Raw genomic sequence first — 20,130 nt, forward strand, 5'->3', positions numbered from 1 at the left:
ATGCCTTGATTAAAGCCCACTAAACTCCCACTGAATCCTGCATCTTCAGGTAGCACGGGTATATGAGTCAATGCGTCTGCAATTACTACGGCTAAAGTTGGCTAATCAAAGAGAATTTTGGGCTGGTTACTTCTACTGAAATCGACTCATGCAGAGTCCATTTTATGTGAGCAATTACTTTTATACTGACTGGTATTAGGCTAGTCAGTATAAAAGCTAGTTGTCTGGTTTATTGCTCCCAAAGCAGACTGATCGTTTTGTCCGTTGTGAGCTGATGCCAAGCTTTTTCCAACATTTTGCGACCTGTTTCGATAGCCTCTGTGCCAAAGTCTTCAACTAACAGTGTGAAGTATTCGTCAATAGTGGTGGCCGAGACGGCTGCAGTAATGATATCGGCGATTGAATCCCCTTCAATGGTGATAGGGACCCAACGATGTTTTACCATATACTCGATAACTTTAGATATCTCGTCTTCGAACACCGCATTTGGCAACACGTCTTTCAACAACTGTACCGTTTCTGCGCGTGTTGAGGAGTTAATCATCACTGCGATAATGAGTCTAGATTCATAGTCGGTGATGCCTCTTCTTAAAAAGTTAAGCTGTCGTCTGCAGTGCGCGAGTTCAGTCACTTTTATTATTTCTGCAGCTTCATGCTCGCCATATTTATTGATCAACACCTCTTTGATTAAGTTATCATTCTTTTTCACCAACATGGGGATAAGCCGAATAAGTTGGAACTTTTCAAGATCCACAAATAGCTGTTGGTAGAATTCTTTGTTGAAAGAAAACAGGCGTCCAGCGTCAGAATTAATAATAGCAGCGAGTTTATTCGTTTCCGCTATTTGGTAAAAACACTCAGAGGACAGCGAAGGAGCATGGTAGTCTCTTTGCGCTGGGTAACAATCCTTACTATGGGTGCGGATAATAAGTGTGATCGAGGGTGACTCGATATGGAACAGTGAGTGTATGTATCTGTTACCGCCGTTTATTTCGCAAGTATCCCCTACCTGAAGGTGACGTATCCGTCGTTTGACTAAGGTGCCACTTTGGGTGCGACTCGAACTATCGTCGCTAGTTTCAAAGTCATATGTAGTCTCGATGCTCGATCCCTTGAGCACCTTGAATGCACCATCAAAGCGGTGGTCGTGAATGCTGGTAGAAGCTTCGTACCAATGCAGAGCTTGAATGATGAAATCATCATTTTTAAACAAGATAATAGGGAAGTCACTAAAGTTTTCTTTATTATGTGCCAATCTGGACAGGTCATTAAGCTGGTACGCTAACAGCTCGTTGCCGTTGATATCATATTTAATATTTGACTTTTCTAGTTCAGAAAAAGCAATTTTTGAGAAGTCTGATTCATTGTAAGCTGCTCCCTGTGTTATTAGGTTGATTTTTTCCCCTAGTGCAGCAGCTTGGCTAATTAAGTTGTTCATCATTCATCCATGTCTTGTGTTGATGTCAGGCCTCGTAAATAGACATTGATTTAATAATAGGTTGATTTTTATGACAATTGAATTGTGTTCATAGACACTAAGTTAATACTATAGGTTTACTACAGTCGGTTTGAGTTTAGGATTTAGTTAAACACACACCTGATTACGACCTTTTTTCTTGGCCCGATACAGCGCTTGATCTGCTTTCTTCAGCGTTTGTTCGAAAGTCTCACCATGTTGATGTTCTGACACACCAATAGATATGGTGACATTAACGGTTTTACTCTGGCTTGGTGCCTTGCCTCGTTTAGCTTTTGTTTGCTGCTTACGCTGTTCATTGCGCAGTGCTATGTCGTAGTCCTCTATTATCTCTCGCACCTCTTCAAGGAAGTGCAAAATCGATGAGGTATCTTTGCGAGCAAATACGATGGTGAACTCTTCGCCGCCATAACGGAAGGCTTTGCCACCTCCTCTTACTTGAGAGATTTTACTGGCGACTAATTTAAGTACTTGGTCACCAACATCGTGACCATAGGTGTCATTAAACTTTTTAAAGTGATCGATATCGAGCATGGCAACGCTGTACTTTCGTCCCAGTGACAGCACTAAATTGTAAAGGGCACGGCGAGAAGCAAGACCTGTTAGTTCATCTCGGTAGGCAAGGAAATAGGAGTCAGTAAGTACTGTCAGTATATACACAATTGCTAAGGCTGTTATCGACACTGAGATAGACAGTAATTCGGGCATTAGCGATTGAATTGCCCACAGTATCAAGGTGATGAAGATAGAGGTGTTAACTAAGTTGGCTTGCCAGATCCCGCGTATAAAAACTAACATCGCCCCAAGGTAAAAGGGTGCAAGGGTGCGTATCTCCATGGTTATCATGCTGGGTAGGTAACCATCGACAATGCTCTGGTATTGAGTATTAGCCCATATCCAGCCAAATGCAGCGGCAAAGCAGACTGTTATGCCTAAAACCCTAATCACACCATGACCGGAAAGCAGTCCTCTATCTTTAATAAATGCAAACCAAGTAATGGCAAAAACACCGCCAAGAAAGATCTGTTGTGAGTATTTGTCAAATAAGGTTGTAGGTGAGCCTTGGCCTAAGAGGTACCAATAGGCCAGTAGTAGTAGCGCAAGATATGCTAGGCGGCTGCGATTAAACTGCAGCGCAATAATAACCACCACTGGTAGCAACCAGTAGGGCAACTGTTCTATCACGCTGTGCCAGGTTTGCAGCTGTGGTAGGGAATATTGAGTGACAGCTAAAAGTAAGCCTGTGAAAAAAAGAGGCAAGAAAAAATAGCGGCAGCGATGATAAAAAGCGGACAAGGTTAACCTCAATATAAACGTATGTTTAACTACAACTTGGGTATTTACCTTCTGTAAGTCGACATTTTTAACAAAATATTAAGCCTGTTGTCGCTGCCAGTTCGCAAAAGAGTTATTGGAGATAGTTTTGCGTATTACAAAGATAGATAACGCATTAACTTGATGAGGATTTTACAGAACAAGCATTGAAGCTGTCACGATCATTTGATTGTTATTTCATTGAGCTCGTGAGTGGAGTCAATATAGGCCCAGTGGGTTACTGGGCCTTTCTCGGTAATAAGCTAAGGTAATGCTTGAGCATCACTATTGTGATGTTGTGGTCTTATACCAAGTCAGTATAAGAAGTCGAACTACGCAGAAATAACAAGTTACGCAGAAATAGCAAGTCAAAAAACACTTCACGCTGGCGGCTTTTAGCGGCTGTTATACCGCTAAACTATTGCCGAGCGATTAAACCTTTATACTGATTGCTACTGTTGCATTTTGTTGATGAGGTGCCGCCCAGATACTGTCTGGTTCACCGAAATACGCTCTATATTGTGCTTTTTGGGCTGCAATATAGAATAGCAGTGCGAACAAGACCGATACGGCTTCAATAGTTATTGATGCAAGATCTGTTGCTGACCATATTGCGAGTTGAGGTAGCAGCAGAGCAATTACACTGGTTATCGGAATTAATAAGCAGCAAAGTGCTAGCAACCTAAGCAGTGAAATAGCAGCAAGAGCTGCTCCCTTAACAAAGCTGTAGGCTAATGCTGCAAAGAAGGCGACATAGTAGCAACTGAGGTAGTAGTTGTTTATCTGTTCGCTTAGCAGATAGAGCCACTTTGTGGCTAGCATAGAGACAACAACTCCTAACATCGAGCCCAAACATACCCCAATAGTGAGAGCGGCCATGAGCTTAGTTGCTTTAGTTTGTTCAGCCTGTTTCTGTCTACGTTTTTCAAGCCACAGTAAATTACCACTATAAAACAGAAATGCTCCGAGTAAGCCAAGGGAAAAGTATATCCAGCGGCCAAAGCTGCCGGCATAATTACCAAAATGTAGTGCGAATAAACTGTTCACTACGGGGCCGTATAGCCCCTCTTCGACTTGATTAATCGTGTTGTATTGTACCGCCATGGTATAAGGGTGCATGTAGATGAAATCACTGTAACCGCCACGCAGCATCCGCCCATTAGATTGCAACTCCACTGCTAAAGAAGGGGAGGTAGAGTTGAGCTGACTAAATTCCATTGACGCGATTTGATAACCTTCAGATATCGGCGTGACAGCAGCGATATAGCTATCGATGCTGCGCAATTGGTTGACGGAGTACTCAATGGTTGAACGTTCTCTGGGTTCAAATAAGGGCTTGTCACCATAAAGAATACTCAAACCGCCGTAGAACATGTCATGAAACGCAAATACCACTACGGTCCATGCGATAATCAAGTGGAAAGGTAGGCTCATAACACCGACTAAGTTATGACTATCTAACCAAAAACGGCTCACGCCTTTGTGTTGCCTTAACGCAAATAGGTTTTTTACTAACGTCGGCAGTAAAACGATAACGCCTGAAATTAGTGCGAGAAAGTATAGAGTTGCGGCGAGTCCTAGAATTAACACACCGAGATCTTCATGGCCTATATTGCCAATGATCCCTGCGGTGCGGTGGAGTTGATCAATAAGCGTTCCTAATTCATTGGTACTGCTCGCTTGGCTGATCAAGTCACCTTCATCGTTGAAGCTGGCGTGACGTAAGTGATCATCAAGGCGTAAACCTCTTCCGCCGCCCTTTTCATACCATTTAATTGGTGAGTCATTGCTATTAAAGCTAACGATAAAACCATCTTTTGCTTTTTCGCTGTGACTTATTGCTGCTTGAATCAAACTATCAAGTTGTGTGCTGGGTACCTGCTGCAGTGTTTGTGCTGGTGGTGTTGCCCACTGCTCAATTTGCGGTTTAAACATTGTGAGAGCGCCAGCAAAAAAGCCGATAAATAATAGTAGGCCAGTAGTGATCCCTGTCCAAGTATGAATGGACTGATAAGTTCTTAAAATGTCTGGACGTATTCTCACTTAAACCACCATAAAGCTGCAAATAAACTGTAGATAACGAAGTTCGCTGACATGAGATAACCAAATGCACTCGTCGCTGTTTTGAACAGAAAACTAAAGGCTATAACGGGTAACCAGATAAAACTGATAAGCCACATGTTCATTTGCACTTTCATTGGTGCATCGATTCCTCCCGGCCCAAACCATGCAAACACCGCAATGACACCATAAGATAAGCTCAGACCCAAAAGGCTTGCGGTGAGACTTTTTCGCCACCAATGTGGTTGAATTTTTTCCGCTTGGGTTAACCGTGCCATCAATGTGGTTCTCTTGATTTCAAAATCGTACTAAAGGGGACGCATATCAATATTGCGATAATAGTGAATAGCCAAGTGAAAACAGCTGCTGTTGTTGTTAGCAGTTGTACCCAACTTAATAATGCGAATAACAATAGAGTCAGTCCGACTAGAATGATGGGCTTGGGTAGAGATTGTGGTAGTAACTTCTGATGCTTACTGGTGGCATATATCATAATGACTCCTACCAAAGTCAATACTAATCCTGTGACTTGAAACATGACTATCAACTCCTCCCTAAACGTCTAATTAACTGCTGTAAGCAACGAAACTAAATAACGTATTCGCTTTATTACATAGGTATTTAAATTACGTAAATGGTAATGTAAATGTGAATGATTCGCAATTGTATGTGGGTATGGTTTAATGTAAATTGTTGCTGCTTTTAATCAGAACGATAAATTCTATTTACTGTGAACTTGAGGGATCCCATGGAATACAGGGCGTTTAACAAAAATCTCGTTGTGGCGGCAATATTATGTAGTCCTATATTTTCGATGGCTTATGCTGCTGTTGATGTTGAACCTACTGAATCGATAGAAAGGATCACTGTATATGGTGAAAAAGTTGAGCGTAGCCTCAAAGATACCACCTCATCAGTGTCTGTTATCGATAAAGAGACGCTAGATAGTGGCCAATACCAATCGGTATCCAGTGCTTTATCTGAAGTGCCAAACGTTGTGGTAACAACAGGAGCAGTACCGGATATTCGAGGCGTTACAGGTAATGGCTCTGCTACTGGGTTTAACTCTTTCACTGGCGGCGCTAAGGCGCGAGTTTCGACCCTTGTTGATGGTGTTGCAGAGCCTTTTGTCGCTGACTTAACCGGTGATACAGGCCTTTGGGACATAGAGCAGATAGAAGTTTTCAGAGGGCCACAGTCGACCATTAATGGTCGTAACAGTATTGGTGGTGCAGTATTTATTAAAACGGCAGATCCAACCTTTGACTGGCAAGCGGCTGCACGTTTAGGTTATCGAAATCAGGATAGTTTTATCGACAGCGCTGTGATGCTATCGGGCCCAATTTTAGACGAGCAGCTTGCCTTTAGGATCACGGGGCAAAATGTAAATGGCAACACCTACAATAATGGTTTGGTGTATGACACCAACCCAAAAACTTTTGACCAGAATGAGCTTATTACAAATCGGTGGCGCGGAAAGCTACTATGGCAACCTGCCGGGTTAGAAGACTTATCAGTACGATACAGTTTTTCATATAACGACGAGCAAGGTGATTCAGGACGTAATTACTTCACTGGTGATGATCCTTGGGCATATAAACCGCTGTTTCAACGCTATATCACCACCAAGTCAAACACACATTCAGTGACATTTGATTACCAGCTTACTGATGGTCAGTCACTCGATTTACAATTCTCCTTTATGGATTATGACTGGGGGTTTGAATCCTATGAACCCTTGGCAGCTGCTGAAAGTACTGTCGACATGAATGACAAAAGTTACAACGTCGATGGTAAATATAGCTTTGGGCTTAATGACCGAGATCTAAATGGTTTTATTGGTTTAGCTTATTATAAGCGCACTCAAGACTTTGGCAGTGTGGGTGGTTTCTCTTATGGTGGAGATGACAGCAGTACCTCCTCCTCTGTTTATGGAGAAATGACTTTTGCTATGGCCGAAAAGTGGTGGCTGACTCTTGGTGGACGAGTGATGCGCGATGAGCAAACACGAAACTTTGCCATGCAATTTAGAGGTTCAGCGATTGATGAGCAACTCGATGAAGCTAAAACAGTGGCATTGCCTAAGCTTGTAGTGCAATACGCCGTTACTGATAGTACGACGCTTGCGGTAAGTGGTCGACGAGGTTACAACGCCGGCGGTGGAGCCATGGCGTTAACGTCAGCTGGTGGCGATTACTATTACTATGATGATGAGTCTGTCGATACCTATGAAATGAGCTCTCGAAGTCGTTTTGATGGTGGTAACGTTAACCTGAACGCCAACCTGTTTTATAACGATTATGACGGCTACCAAGCGTCTAATAGCTTACGTAGAATCACCAATATTGATAAAGCGGTAACCTATGGCTTAGAGCTTGAATTTACCAGTATGTTAGGGGAGAGCTGGCAACTGTTCTCGGGGTTAGGGTTACTTAAAAGTGAAATTAAAGCAGCAGATCCTAGTTACGGCGATATTGTTGGCAATGAGCTTAACGCTGCGCCAAACGTTACTGCTAACCTTGGTATTAAGTATTGGCTGTCTGATGAGCTGACATTTGGGTTATCAGGAAATTACGTTGATGAGTATTTTGCTGATATTGCCAATACTGAAGAGCGCGTGGCTGGTGATTACATCTTAAGTCGTTTCAATGTTGATTATCAAAATGATAACTGGCGAATCAGTGCTTTTATTAACAACTTATTTGACGAGCAAGCGCTTACAGTGAATGAACCTCCTGGAAGTGGTTATGAACATGGTTATGCCGCAGTTGTTGACCCAAGAAATGTTGGCGTATCGGTTACTTACAATTTCTAGTCTATAAAAACTTGTGCGTGACAGCTTGTACTGTGTCACGCACACGAATTATCAGCCTTGATTGCAGACCTTACAATTTGGCTGCTTTGGCAGTTTCATCTCTCGAAACTCCATGGTCATGGCATCGATCATCAAAATCCGCCCAGCTAACGTGCGGCCCATATTGGCGATGACTTTAACGGCCTCTACGGCTTGCAGGCAACCTATCATGCCAACCACAGGTGCTAAAATACCTGACTCGACGCAGCTGAGCTGTTGTTCACCAAACAGTTGGCTAAAGCAGTGGTAGCAAGGCGTTTGTGCTTGATAGTCAAATACGGTAACCATACCTTCCATACGGATAGCTGCAGCAGAGATAAGCGGGATCTTGTGTTTAAAGCAGCTTTGATTGAGTTGCTCTCGCACCATCACGTTGTCGGTACAGTCCATCACAATCGAGTGCTGCGCAACCAGTGCTTCAATTTCGTGGTCATCTAATACTGCATTGATGGTATCGATTTTAATATGTGGGTTTAAGCCTGATAGTGTCTCTTTAGCGGAGTCAACTTTAGCTTGGCCGACATTGGCATCTTGATGCAGGACTTGGCGTTGCAAGTTAGACACTTCAACGGTATCAAAGTCGACTAAAGTGATTGCTCCTGCGCCTGCTACTGCCAAATATTGGCTGGCTGCACAGCCCAAACCGCCAGCACCTATGATTAGCACCTTGGCTTGCTTGAGCTTCTCTTGCCCCTCAAAGTCCATCGCTTTAATGGATATTTGGCGGCTATAACGCAATATTTCCGCGTCAGTTAAAATCTCATCTGTGTCAGTCAGTTCACTCGACATTGCTCTATGTTCTCTTAAGCTAGTACGCTATTGAAAGGTTCGACGGTAACTTTTTCACCAGCACTGATGCCATCGCAATCTTGCTCTAAGATGATAAAGCAGTTAGCGAGGGTCATTGAGGTCAGCATGCCTGAACCTTGGCCACCAGTGACGGCCACTTGTGCTTCACCTTGCTCGTTATAGCTTAGTACCGCACGTTGGTATTCGACGCGTCCCGGGAACTTGCGAATATCTTGGGTTAAGGTGGCAGATAGCGTTACTGGTTTCACTTGCGGTAAGCCTTGCATTTTTTGTATTAGCGGCCAAACAAGCTTGTAGAATGTCACCATAGAGGAAACTGGATTACCGGGTAAACCGCAGAAAACCGCATCACCTAAGTGACCAAAGGCAAAAGGCTTACCTGGTTTAATCGCTAGCTTCCAGAAAGTGATTTCACCCTCTTCATCGAGGATCTGCTTGGTGTAATCGGCGTCACCAACTGATACTCCACCAGAGGTCAGCACCATATCTGCTTGGGCTGCTGCTGTTTTAAAAGCTTGGCGAATGGCTTCTTTATCATCTTCAATAACACCAAGATCAAGCCACTCTACGTTTGCTCGGCTCAGTAGCCCTTGAATGCTATAGCGGTTTGAATCGTAAATTTGTCCAGGGCCAAGCTCGCTGCCAACAGGGCGCAGTTCATCACCGGTTGAGAAAAAAGCCACTTTAAGCGGACGATATACTCTTAGCTGGCTAGCCCCAATGGTGGCAAGTACGCCCATTTCGGCTGCGCCAATGAGAGTACCTGCCGCAAGTACTTTAGTACCGGTGGTAAGTTCTTCGGCGCGATAGCGCACGTTTGCACCTTTGGCTTTTGGTGCTTCAATGGTGATGTTATTACCATCAGCTGTTACCTTTTCTTGCATCTGTACCGTGTCGTAACCTGCAGGTACTGGTGCGCCAGTCATAATGCGGATACAGCCGCCTTTTACGCATTGGCCGCTAAAAGGGTGTCCTGCAAAAGAATCACCGATTAGAGTTAGCGGAATGCCAGCATCTAAATCATCAAAATTAAAGGCGTAACCGTCCATTGCAGAGTTGTCGAAAGGGGGGAGGTCGACATGAGAAGCAAGGTCTTCAGCTAAGACGCGTCCTAGGGCTTGTGTCAGCGTAACGACTTCAGAATCTGTGATTGGCTGCACTTGTTCTAGTAATTTTACAATCGCTAGCGAGGGATGCATTAGGCTAGGTTGTTTACACGGGTCTGCATGAGTCTGCATCTATCTATCCTTGAGGCTAAATTAGCGTACGTTAATTAAAAACGAATATAAGGCATTATGCCACGGTGATTGCAGATGACTATGATCTGCTCGGCAGTTTTAACAGCTGATACTGGCTTTATTATTATTTTTGCCGAAATTAGCTTTGGTTAGCCGCTGAATTTAGTGGTGCTTTAATCGATGATTTCCTTATCAATACCCAAGTTAAGGGCTGATTCATTTAATGTTTTTTGAGTTTACTATTTAATATTAGTCTTTGCTGCTTTATGTAAATGAAAACCATTATTATTTATTAAACAGTAGCTTAAGTAAATTTTATTGCAATTCTAAGCTAGCTTGATAACAATAGCGGCCATAAACAGATACCCAGAGGAATTAAGATGTTGGCCCAGAAGATGATTGACCAATTAAATGACCAGATCAACATGGAGTTTTTCTCCTCTAACCTGTACCTGCAGATGAGTGCATGGTGTGAAGACAAAGGCTTTGAAGGCGCCGCTAAATTTATGCGTGCTCATGCTGATGAAGAGATGGGTCATATGCACCGTTTGTTCACTTACGTAAGTGAGACTGGCGGTATGCCGCTGCTTGGTACTATTGAAGCACCACAAGCTGACTTTCCATCGCTGTTAGCTTTGTTTGAGTACACCTATGAGCATGAGCAGCTAATCACTAAAAAGATTAATGAACTTGCTCACGCTGCATTCACTAATCAAGATTACTCAACATTTAACTTCTTGCAGTGGTATGTTTCTGAGCAGCACGAAGAGGAGAAGCTATTCAAATCAATCGTCGATAAGATCCGTTTAGTCGGTGAAGATGGTAAAGCCTTGTTCTTCGTTGATAAAGACCTAGCGCAAATGGCGATTGAAGAGTCTGCCAGTGTGATGACTAGCACCGCTGAATAACTGATATTTGGTGTGATAAAAAAAGAGCAGCCTAGCTGCTCTTTTTTTATGCCTAATTAACCGACACCAGTGCTTTACGATTTACCATGCGGTTGATTGCCGTTTCATTTTCAAGAAAGGTCAGTAGGTTCTCACTGGATAAAGGTTTGGACATTAGATAACCCTGGGCGTAATCACAGCCTAGTGATTGCAAGAAATCCCACTGCTCTTCAGTTTCAATTCCTTCAGCGACCAGTGGCATCTCTAAACTTTGCCCCATCATGACAATAGCTTTGACTAGCTTCGCATCGGACTGGTTAACCGTGGCATTATCGATAAAGCTCTTATCAATTTTAATAACGGAGATCGGGAACTGATTGAGATAGCTTAATGCTGAATAGCCAGTACCGAAATCATCAAGATAGATATCAACGCCTAAGTTTCTAATCGATTGCAGGATCTCTAAGCTGTAAGGTTTATCTTCTATCAACAAGCTTTCGGTTATCTCTATATGCACATAATGTGCTGCAATTTTGTGGCGCAGTAATGCTTCCTCAAGAACTTGATAAAAACTCAAGCCGTTGGAATTTATACACTGACGGCCGGAAACATTAATGGCAATTTTTAGCATATGCCCTTGTGCATGCCAGCTAGATAGATCCGCTAGTGCTTGGTTTAATACCCACTCGCCTAGCGGTTCTATAAGTCCTGTCTCTTCAGCGATAGGAATAAATAGTGCCGGAGAGATAATACCAAACTCAGGATCACGCCAACGGATAAGTGCTTCTACACTGGATACCGTACCGTGAGTCATATCAACCACAGGCTGATACTCTAAATAAAACTCAGACTTCTTAACTGCCTTTCTTAGCCTCTGTTCAAGCTGCATCCGCTCTAGCATTTCAACATTCATCTCAGGTGAGAAATATTGGAAGTGGGCGCGACCATCACGTTTGGCTTGGTACATGGCCGTTTCTGAATTTCGCAGTAGCATCTCAATATCTTGGCCATCTTCAGGGTAGAAAGCGATACCGACGCTGGCGGAAATATTACTTTCAATGGCACCCAGTTTTAACGGTTGAACTAATACATCTACCAATTTGTGTGCCAGCTGTTCTGCGGTTTCAATGGCATTATGTAGCGGTGAGATAATGACAAATTCATCACCACCAAAACGAGCAATAGAGTCTTCTGGCCCGAGTACGGTCTCAAGCCGTGTGGCTGATTGCTTTAAAATCTCATTGCCAGCTGCGTGGCCATGTAATTCATTGATGAACTTGAAACGATCTAAATCGATAAAGAACACTGCCACCTGAGAATTTGTTTGGTTTGCACCGTCAATAGCGTGCTGCAGTCTAGATGAAAACTGATGTCTGTTGGGAAGCTTAGTTAACGAGTCATAATTACTCTTGTACCAGAGATCTTGTTCATACTGTTTGTGGTTACTTACATCCAAAAATAGGCCTATGTATTGGCTAATTTGGCCTTGAGCATTTTCAACCGCAGTTATTGATAGATATTCTGGGTAAACATTACCATCTTTACGTTTGTTCCAGATTTCACCTTCCCAATGGTTGGTCGTCGTTATCGAATGCCAAAGCTGATTGTAGAACTCTGGTTGATGGTGGTTAGAGCTAAGCACGCTCGGCTTTTGCCCCTTAACTTCTTCAAGTGTATAACCCGTAATTTTGGTAAAAGCGGGGTTAACTAACTCAATACGGTTATCGGCATTGGTGACCATAATGCCTTCGGATGAATGCTCAAATACAGCAGATGCTTGCTGCAAAGAGGTTCTAGCTAGCATGCGCTCGCTTAACATCTGGTTTAGCGCGGTAGATATCTGGGTTAATTCATCGTTCCCCTTAATCTCTATGTTCAGCTGTAGATTAGGATCTTTTGCCATCTCTTCGACGTCATTAACTATGGTCGTAATGGAGCTGATAAGACTATTGGCGATATATTTACCTAAGATAAACACCATATAAAAAAGCAAGATACCACTAAGAAGGCTGATATAGAGCGACGACACAATTAGCTGTTTTTGAACATCACTTTGACGGGCTATTTTGTGGGTCAATTGGATATTCATTTGGTGCAATAAGTTTATTCGTTCGCTGGCGATAGCCCACCATTGTTTGCTGCTAATTAACGGTGCTTGGTGTTGCAGTTGCTGCAGCGCCTGGTGCATAGCTGTGTATTGTTTAGCTAGCGAACTCATCGGGGCTGGCTGCTGCAGATCCTTACTTGCTTGCAATAGGTGTTGGTAGTAAGTATCGGTAGAACGTTTAATTGTCGCTACCAGAGCCGATTGCTGGCTGGTTAGCTTGTGTCGGCGAGCAATATTTTCGAGGGCAATATTTAGCTCAAAATGATGTTGTTTGAAATTAAGCTGGTATTGAGGCTTAGCAGTCATCAAATAGCGATTATAGTCATAGGTTAAGCCTTTAAAGCCCATTAGCTCACTGAGCTCGTGGGCTTGCTCTATGAGTTCAACCTGTTGTTCTAATTGTTGTAATAATACTGTGACTTGCAGCTGTTCCGGGCTTTCAATTATTCGATTTAGTTTGCTGCGATTTTCATCTGTCATCGCTACGCTTGCATTCTCTACTGTATTTTTCAGTCGGTGAGTTATGTTGTCGATAGCTTCGTATGAGTCTGCATCTAAGGTGGGGGCTGATAGTAATTGGTTGACCAAGCCGCGCTCTTGCCCCGCAAGTTCTTGAGCTTTTAAGATATTGACTAAATCAGCTTGTATCATCACTAGATAGGAGTCATCACTCTTAAAGCGTAGTTGGGAGATAAAGCTAATCAGCTTCTGGTTGAGTTGAGAATAATAGTTAAAGTAATTACCGCCATTAAGCTTTAGCACTTGCTGACGCATCTTGAGTAGTTGTTGATGTTCATCACTGCTACGACTAAAACGGGTTTGCAACAAGTGAAAAAGCTCACGATCTTCTTTAGTGGTATCAAGTACCAATTGCAATGCTTTGTTCTGCAATAAGCTTTTTAGTGCTAGGTCTGTTGCCAGCCACTGTTGTGGCAGTTCAGTGTTAAATTGTTTGCCATGACTGCTGAGGTAGCCTGCTGACAGGCCGCGCTCTTTTTGCAATTCAAAAACAATGTTTTCGATATCGAGAGTTACTTGAGTGGTAAACGAATTGGCAGAAGCATCTTGGTATTGCTGGTAGAGCGAAATGGAATGTAGCCCGGCAAACACCACCAATATAAGCATTGGTAGAGAGGCGATAAGAAATAGTTTCTGTTTTAAGCTCAAGTGGCTTAATAGACTTAACATTCGGCGACAACCTTTTCGCGTAACAGTTGATTGTTAAATTTGTTGTTTTAATCTTAAGCGTGGAGATAGGAGATTAAAAAATTGCGCCAAATAATAACCATATTCAGAATATGGAGTCTCAGTTAATTCATTAAAGTCTAATCTAGGTCACGAATTTAACTAATAGTGTCAAAATCGTGGCTAATTCTCTCTTCTTATTCGTAATTGTTTTGCCACTGTCAATTACCGAAAAAGGTAATAAATGCGTATTTGCTAAATTATTTTCGCGCTAAACTAAGGCTATGGCTTTATTGATGTTTAGCTTAGTTGCACAAAAAAGGCCATGCTGTGGGCATGACCTTTTTGTATCATTAACATAACAACTAACTAAAATTATGCTGTGACTTAGATTAGTGATTCAGATTATTGCGAGTTACGGTAAGCCACAATATCTTCAATGGTGAGTACTGGCATATTGTGTTGCTGGCCAAAATCGATGATCTCTGGCAAGCGTGCCATGGTGCCGTCAGGTAGTGTGACTTCGCACAGAACACCAAAAGGCTTAAGTCCGGCAAGTTTCATCAAATCAACAGTGCCTTCGGTATGACCACGACGCTCTAATACTCCACCTGGGCGAGCGCGTAGTGGGTAAACATGACCTGGACGGGCTAAGTCATCAGGTTTTGCACCATCAGCGATAGCGGCTTTTACCGTGGTAACACGGTCTGCAGCAGAGACCCCTGTAGTGACTCCCTCTTTAGCTTCGATACTGACAGTAAAAGCAGTGCCATATTGACTGTTGTTATCAACAACCATTGGTGGCAACGCTAGCTGTGTGATGCGCTCATCGGTAAGACATAAGCAAACAATGCCGCTGCACTCACGAATAAGTAGTGCCATCTGCTCATTAGTTAGGGTTTCGGCGCTATAGATAAGATCGCCTTCGTTTTCTCTATCTTCATCATCAACCACTAATACCCCTTTCCCTTGTCGAAGAGCGGTAAGTGCTGCGTTGACGCGTTCGATAGCGTTGCCATAAGGCGCAAGTAAAGACTGATTCATGGTAAACATCCTTAAATAAACTACATTGGGTTGCCAGAATCAGGGCGTACAGAAAATGACACCTGCATCATTGATAGATGCCTGTGCTTAATAAGAGGTGAAGACAATGTTGTTCCAACAGCCAGTACTATGCGCTTTGCATTTGGCAAAACACACTGACACTGCTGCCAAAGCAACCTTGTTCAATCTTATATTCTCTTTCATCCGGACTCAGTACACGCAACACAAAGTGCGCTGCAGTATTCATTACCGTCGGCTCTGGAGTAGGTACAACCTGTGTAAGGTCTGTTTACCAGATCTGCTTGACCCTACTAGTGGACTTCTTGTCACGATCAGTAGGCGCTCGCGGGCTTTTATGAAGCTGTATAACCACAACTTACATAACTTACCGCCGGTGGGGAGTTACACCCCGCCCTGAGAATTATGCTTATCTCTGTTTTGTAACAGATAAGCGCCGCTATGTTGCGTCAAATTAATTAAAATGACAAGCTGCAGCATACAGAAATGTGGCCAAGGCAAAGAATCGTCTCGCCGCTGTACTTTGGCTCATAAGGATATGCCACATGAAACTCATTTCAGCTGTTACGCTAAGCAGTGTAATGCTACTCGGATGCACAAATATGACCTCTAATACCGAAACCATCGCCCCAGTTGCTGATAAAATTCCTCATACCATGACTTTACATGGTGAGACTCGCGTCGATGATTATTACTGGATGCGCGATGACGAGCGTAAAGATCCCAAAATCATCGCTCACCTTAATGCTGAAAATGACTACACCAAAGCGCAGTTCAAACCTTATGACGGCCTTAAAAAGCAGTTGTTTGAAGAGTTAGTCGCGAGACTTGATAAAGATGAATCAAGCGTGCCTTATTTCTGGCACAAGCATTGGTACTATCGTTACTACAAGGAGGGGTTTGAGTACCCGATTGTGGCTCGAAAAAAGGCGCTCGATAGCAACGATGAATTGGTGCTACTGGATGTGAATGAACGAGCGGCTGGACATGACTTTTATGGCTTAGGCGGTGTATCTGTTAGCACCGATGAAACCAAGTTAGTGTTTGGGGAAGACTTACTCAGTCGCCGTATCTACAGCCTCTATTTTAAAGATCTTGTTAGCGGTGAGTTAATCGCAGATAAGTTAGAAGGCACCGATGGGCGCGTGGTGTGGGCCAATGACAACCAGCATCTATTTTACATCGCCAAAGATCCACAAACCTTATTAGGTTATCAAGTGTTTCGCCATAAGCTCGGCACCGCACAAACTGAAGATGTACTGGTGTATGAAGAGCAGGATGACACCTTTTATATTGGCTTAGGTAAGTCATTAGATGAAACCTCAATCGCTTTGTACGCTGAAAGTACAATTACCAGCGAAGTGCTAATGCTTGATGCTAATGCGGCCTTAGCAGAGTTTAAAGCGGTATTGCCAAGAGAAGCGGGGCATGAGTATTCAGTCTCTAAGTTGGGTGATAGCTACTATATCTTAACCAATTGGCAAGCGAGTAATTTTAGACTGATGAAAGTGGCAGTCGATAAAGCGGCTGATAAACAGGCTTGGCAGGACGTGATTGGTCATGATCCACAGTCGAGAATTGAAGATGTCTTGCTGCTAACGCAGTACATGGTGGTACAAACCCGTGAACGGGGTATTAGCCGTATCCATGTTTACCCCTTAAAGGAGCAAGACTTTGATATGAGCGCGGGTGTCGAACTTGAGTTTAACGACCCAGCTTATGTAGTCGGCTTCGATGTTAATGCCAGCCAGCAGAGCGACAAGCTTAGAGTGTATTACTCAAGCCCAACCACGCCTGAATCGGTTTATGAATATGACCTCACTCAGCCTAACCAGCGTCAATTGCTCAAGCAAGAAAAAGTGCTTGGCGGATTTGATGCAACGCTATATCAAGCAGAGCGATTATTTGTAAAAGCCCGTGATGGTCAAGAGGTACCAGTAACGCTGGTTTACCGTAAAGAGTTGTTTAATAAAGATGGTACTAACCCGTTATACCAATATGGCTATGGCTCCTACGGTTATACGGTAGAACCTGATTTTAGCTCCTCGATTTTGAGTCTACTGGATCGCGGCTTTGTCTACTCGATTGCCCATGTACGTGGCTCGGAGATGCTTGGCCGCGGTTGGTATGACGATGGACGTATGCTCAACAAACAAAATAGCTTCAATGACTTTATTGATGTAACTCAAGCATTAACTGCACAAGGTTATGGCGACAAAAGCAAAGTCGTTGCTGCAGGTGGCAGTGCTGGTGGTCTGTTAATGGGTGGGGTTATCAACCAAGCACCACAAAGTTACTTTGCGGTGGCAGCGCACGTGCCGTTTGTTGATATCGTTACCACTATGCTGGATGAGTCTATTCCACTGACCACAAACGAGTATGACGAGTGGGGTAATCCCAATGACAAGGTCTACTTTGACTATATGCTGAGTTACTCGCCTTATGATCAAGCCACGGCGCAGGATTATCCGCACCTGCTAGTCACCACAGGCTTGCATGACTCACAAGTGCAATACTTTGAACCCGCTAAATGGGTCGCTAAGCTGCGTGATATTAAAACCGACGACAACTTGCTACTGTTTGATACCGATATGGAAGCAGGGCACGGTGGCAAAAGTGGCCGTTATCGCCAATATGAAGACAAAGCACAAGAGTACGCTTTCTTCATTGGTTTGCTCGGTTTAGATAAAGTAAATGCTAACTAGTGGCAACTGAATCCGTTTGGTATCTGTATATGGTGCGCTGTGCTAACGGCCACCTTTATACAGGCGTGACCACTGATGTTGCACGACGTTTTAGCGAGCATCAAAGTGGCAGCGCTAAGTCTGCCAAGTTTTTGCGTGGTAAAGGTCCATTGACCTTAGCCTACTCAGAAACCGTAGGCAGTCGCAGTGATGCGCTAAAGCGAGAGATAGCGTTGAAGAAATGGCCTAGAGCGAAGAAGCTGGCGTTGATACAAAACTGCCAGCCAATCTAACAGCCTAATTATTTTAGAAGCATATTTGCAGCGACAACCAACAGTAATACGGCGAAGATTTTCTTAATAACTGAAACGGGTAAGTGGTGTGTCGATTTGGCGCCTAAAAGAGCGGTAAACCAGGAGGTGCAAACAATGCCGAATAAAGCGGGTAAATAAACAAAGCCAGCAAATCCATCGGCTAAAGCAAACTGCTGGCTACCAGAGCTGATATAACCTATCGAACCAAATAATGCGATAACAATTCCGCAAGCAGAGGCACTGCCGATGGCTTTTTTCATGTCGAGTGAGAAAAACGTCAACAAGGGTACCAAAAGTGCACCGCCACCAATTCCTATCATGGCTGACAAGCTGCCGGTGATCGTCGTCAAAACAGTTAACAGACCTTTATTCGGCATTTTTCGCTCAGTGCTGGAGTGACTTTTATTACTGTAAAGCATCTTAAAAGCAATCAGCACTACACTGACAGCAAACACAATACGCACAATATTTTCTGGCAATAGTGATGCCATAAAGCCACTGATAAGTGCGCCAAGAGCAACCCCGACCATGACCCAAGGCGTTAGGCTCCATGGCACGTTACCGTTCTTGTGGTGGGCAATTGCCGAAGAGGTAGAGGTAAACAAAATCGACGCCAATGAGGTTGCAATTGCTGCGATCATTACCTGATCTGCGGGTAGAGTATTAAAGTGAAGTAAAATACTGCTCAACACTGGCACAATGATGAGTCCACCGCCAATGCCTAAGAGGCCAGCCAAAAAGCCCACGACACTGCCAAGTAATGCGCAGTAAACAATCAACAACAGCAACTCACTCATTAAATTTATCTCTTCATATAATTAGGAATAATGTGCTAAACAAATAAATATTTGTTTGCATCAGGCTAATTAATATAACTGACATGCTATTAAGTTTTCAAATTTAATAGTTCATGAATGTTGCTCATGTTGAAGTTGAAATAAAAGCACTATTGTTAACGTGTCTGAACAAGTATAAATAGAACCTAATATTTACGTTATAGAAATTGCCGTTGTTATCTGGTCAAGTAATCAGTCACGAGTAATTAATACTGACAGGGTATGAGTCGATAGGCTAAAACGGAAAAGACCCTTCAGAGTAAAACAAATTTAACTTTAATCTCAGTGAACAGGATACCGAACCACAATGAGCAATAACTTTAACTTCACGATCAAGAGCATTAGTCTTGATGAAAATTACCACCCTTCAAACAGCACTCGCATCACAACCAATTTTGCCAACTTGGCGAGAGGCGACAGCCGTCGTGAGAATTTGAGTAATGCACTGAAAATGATCGATAATAACTTCAACGCATTAGCTGATTGGGATAATCCTAAGGGTGATAGGTACTCTGTTGAACTTGAAATCGTCTCTGTTGATATGGATATTGAAAGAGATGGACAAGCCTTTCCATCTATTGAAGTATTGAAAACTAATATCATTGACCACAAAAATAATCAGCGCATTGAAGGTATCGTCGGAAATAACTTTTCCTCTTATGTACGAGATTATGATTTTAGTGTTTTACTGTTGCAGCATAATAAAGATAAAGAAAAATTTACTATCCCAAGTAATTTTGGTGATTTACATGGCAATCTATTTAAATGCTTTATTAATTCTGATGTGTATAAAAATAATTTTAAAAAATTACCTGTTATATGTCTCAGTGTTTCAGATAATAAAATTTACCAACGAACTGAAAACCAACACCCAATACTAGGTCATGAATACCTGCCAAATGAATCATCTTTAACTGAGCAGTATTTTAAAAAAATGGGACTGCAGGTTCGTTATTTCATGCCTGCTAATAGCGTAGCCCCTTTAGCGTTTTATTTCTTTGGGGATCTGCTTAGTGATTACACTAATCTTGAGCTGATCAGTACCATTAGTACTATGGGGACATTCCAAAAAATTTATCGACCTGAAATTTACAATGCTAATGCTACCGCTGGGAAGTGCTACCAACCCAATTTGAAGAACTTGGACCATTCATTGACGCAAATTGTTTATGACCGAGAAGAGCGCAGCCAGCTTGCAATAGCGCAAGGTAAGTTTGCAGAGGAACACTTTATCAATCCATATCAAACGGTGCTTGAGCAGTGGTCTGCAAATTACGCTTAATTATTAACCCAAATATATA

The 20,130-nt window shown here is 43.0% G+C and carries 13 protein-coding genes, 1 pseudogene and 1 riboswitch; of the genes and pseudogenes, 5 read left to right on the plus strand and 9 right to left on the minus strand.

The window, feature by feature from the left end; all coding sequences use genetic code 11:
* Positions 1 to 229: 229 nt before the first annotated feature.
* The 4 genes from AB4238_RS10125 to AB4238_RS10140 form a co-directional block, all read right to left on the minus strand.
* Positions 230 to 1,441, minus strand: a complete 1,212-nt coding sequence (locus AB4238_RS10125; RefSeq protein WP_372033351.1) for a hypothetical protein — start codon at positions 1,439 to 1,441, stop codon at positions 230 to 232.
* Positions 1,442 to 1,585: 144 nt separating this feature from the next.
* Entirely contained in the window at positions 1,586 to 2,773 is a 1,188-nt protein-coding gene (locus tag AB4238_RS10130; RefSeq protein ID WP_372033353.1) for a diguanylate cyclase, read from the minus strand.
* Between the two features lie 450 nt (positions 2,774 to 3,223).
* A complete protein-coding gene (locus AB4238_RS10135) occupies positions 3,224 to 4,834 on the minus strand; it encodes a PepSY-associated TM helix domain-containing protein (protein WP_372033355.1) in 1,611 nt (536 codons plus the stop codon).
* Positions 4,831 to 5,130, minus strand: a complete 300-nt coding sequence (locus AB4238_RS10140) for a hypothetical protein (protein WP_372033357.1) — start codon at positions 5,128 to 5,130, stop codon at positions 4,831 to 4,833. The genes AB4238_RS10135 and AB4238_RS10140 overlap by 4 nt, the downstream gene beginning before the upstream one ends.
* Positions 5,131 to 5,600: 470 nt before the next feature.
* Here AB4238_RS10140 and AB4238_RS10145 point away from each other — a divergent pair, with 470 nt between their 5' ends.
* On the plus strand, positions 5,601 to 7,667 hold the full coding sequence (locus AB4238_RS10145; RefSeq protein ID WP_372033358.1) for a TonB-dependent receptor: 2,067 nt from the start codon (positions 5,601 to 5,603) through the stop codon (positions 7,665 to 7,667).
* Positions 7,668 to 7,718: 51 nt separating this feature from the next.
* On the opposite strand, the gene moeB is transcribed toward AB4238_RS10145, so the two are convergent.
* Entirely contained in the window at positions 7,719 to 8,495 is a 777-nt protein-coding gene (moeB, locus tag AB4238_RS10150) for a molybdopterin-synthase adenylyltransferase MoeB (RefSeq protein ID WP_372033360.1), read from the minus strand.
* Positions 8,496 to 8,509: 14 nt separating this feature from the next.
* Positions 8,510 to 9,754 carry a gephyrin-like molybdotransferase Glp gene (gene glp / locus AB4238_RS10155; RefSeq protein WP_372033361.1) on the minus strand — a complete coding sequence of 415 codons (1,245 nt, stop codon included), beginning with the start codon at positions 9,752 to 9,754 and terminating at the stop codon, positions 8,510 to 8,512.
* Positions 9,755 to 10,134: 380 nt separating this feature from the next.
* On the opposite strand from glp, the gene ftnA reads away from it, so the two are divergent.
* Complete coding sequence (ftnA, locus tag AB4238_RS10160; RefSeq protein WP_020910394.1) at positions 10,135 to 10,662, plus strand: non-heme ferritin; 528 nt, start codon at positions 10,135 to 10,137, stop codon at positions 10,660 to 10,662.
* Between the two features lie 52 nt (positions 10,663 to 10,714).
* Here the strand turns inward: ftnA and AB4238_RS10165 are convergent, their stop codons facing one another.
* Positions 10,715 to 13,936 carry an EAL domain-containing protein gene (locus AB4238_RS10165; protein WP_372033362.1) on the minus strand — a complete coding sequence of 1,074 codons (3,222 nt, stop codon included), beginning with the start codon at positions 13,934 to 13,936 and terminating at the stop codon, positions 10,715 to 10,717.
* A 402-nt stretch (positions 13,937 to 14,338) separates the two neighbouring features.
* The gene (gene ribB, locus AB4238_RS10170; RefSeq protein ID WP_372033363.1) at positions 14,339 to 14,977 is read right to left on the minus strand and encodes a 3,4-dihydroxy-2-butanone-4-phosphate synthase; all 639 of its coding nucleotides are present in this window, start codon (positions 14,975 to 14,977) and stop codon (positions 14,339 to 14,341) included.
* Positions 14,978 to 15,165: 188 nt separating this feature from the next.
* Positions 15,166 to 15,403: riboswitch (FMN riboswitch) on the minus strand.
* Between the two features lie 137 nt (positions 15,404 to 15,540).
* On the opposite strand from ribB, the gene AB4238_RS10175 reads away from it, so the two are divergent.
* Together AB4238_RS10175 and AB4238_RS10180 are read left to right on the plus strand one after the other, a co-directional pair.
* Entirely contained in the window at positions 15,541 to 17,700 is a 2,160-nt protein-coding gene (locus tag AB4238_RS10175) for a S9 family peptidase (protein ID WP_372033364.1), read from the plus strand.
* Positions 17,701 to 17,711: 11 nt separating this feature from the next.
* A pseudogene (locus AB4238_RS10180) lies at positions 17,712 to 17,972 on the plus strand (GIY-YIG nuclease family protein); the annotation flags it as partial.
* A gap of 8 nt (positions 17,973 to 17,980) precedes the next feature.
* Here the strand turns inward: AB4238_RS10180 and AB4238_RS10185 are convergent.
* Positions 17,981 to 18,790: a sulfite exporter TauE/SafE family protein gene (locus AB4238_RS10185; RefSeq protein ID WP_372033365.1), complete on the minus strand. Its 810-nt coding sequence runs from the start codon at positions 18,788 to 18,790 to the stop codon at positions 17,981 to 17,983.
* A 346-nt stretch (positions 18,791 to 19,136) separates the two neighbouring features.
* Here AB4238_RS10185 and AB4238_RS10190 point away from each other — a divergent pair, with 346 nt between their 5' ends.
* Entirely contained in the window at positions 19,137 to 20,111 is a 975-nt protein-coding gene (locus tag AB4238_RS10190) for a DUF1852 domain-containing protein (protein WP_372033366.1), read from the plus strand.
* Positions 20,112 to 20,130: the final 19 nt, after the last annotated feature.

The organism is Shewanella sp. 10N.286.45.A1 (genome assembly GCF_041470405.1).
In the GTDB taxonomy this organism is placed as follows: Bacteria; Pseudomonadota; Gammaproteobacteria; order Enterobacterales; family Shewanellaceae; genus Shewanella.

Excerpts from the sequence above, each read along its gene's own strand:
- AB4238_RS10125 (WP_372033351.1), bottom strand. The coding sequence starts at position 1,441 with ATGATGAACAACTTAATTAGCCAAGCTGCTGCACTAGGGGAAAAAATC.
- AB4238_RS10140 (WP_372033357.1), bottom strand. The coding sequence starts at position 5,130 with ATGGCACGGTTAACCCAAGCGGAAAAAATTCAACCACATTGGTGGCGA.
- AB4238_RS10145 (WP_372033358.1), top strand. The coding sequence starts at position 5,601 with ATGGAATACAGGGCGTTTAACAAAAATCTCGTTGTGGCGGCAATATTA.
- moeB (WP_372033360.1), bottom strand. The coding sequence starts at position 8,495 with ATGTCGAGTGAACTGACTGACACAGATGAGATTTTAACTGACGCGGAA.
- glp (WP_372033361.1), bottom strand. The coding sequence starts at position 9,754 with ATGCAGACTCATGCAGACCCGTGTAAACAACCTAGCCTAATGCATCCC.
- ftnA (WP_020910394.1), top strand. The coding sequence starts at position 10,135 with ATGTTGGCCCAGAAGATGATTGACCAATTAAATGACCAGATCAACATG.
- AB4238_RS10165 (WP_372033362.1), bottom strand. The coding sequence starts at position 13,936 with ATGTTAAGTCTATTAAGCCACTTGAGCTTAAAACAGAAACTATTTCTT.
- ribB (WP_372033363.1), bottom strand. The coding sequence starts at position 14,977 with ATGAATCAGTCTTTACTTGCGCCTTATGGCAACGCTATCGAACGCGTC.
- AB4238_RS10175 (WP_372033364.1), top strand. The coding sequence starts at position 15,541 with ATGAAACTCATTTCAGCTGTTACGCTAAGCAGTGTAATGCTACTCGGA.
- AB4238_RS10185 (WP_372033365.1), bottom strand. The coding sequence starts at position 18,790 with ATGAGTGAGTTGCTGTTGTTGATTGTTTACTGCGCATTACTTGGCAGT.
- AB4238_RS10190 (WP_372033366.1), top strand. The coding sequence starts at position 19,137 with ATGAGCAATAACTTTAACTTCACGATCAAGAGCATTAGTCTTGATGAA.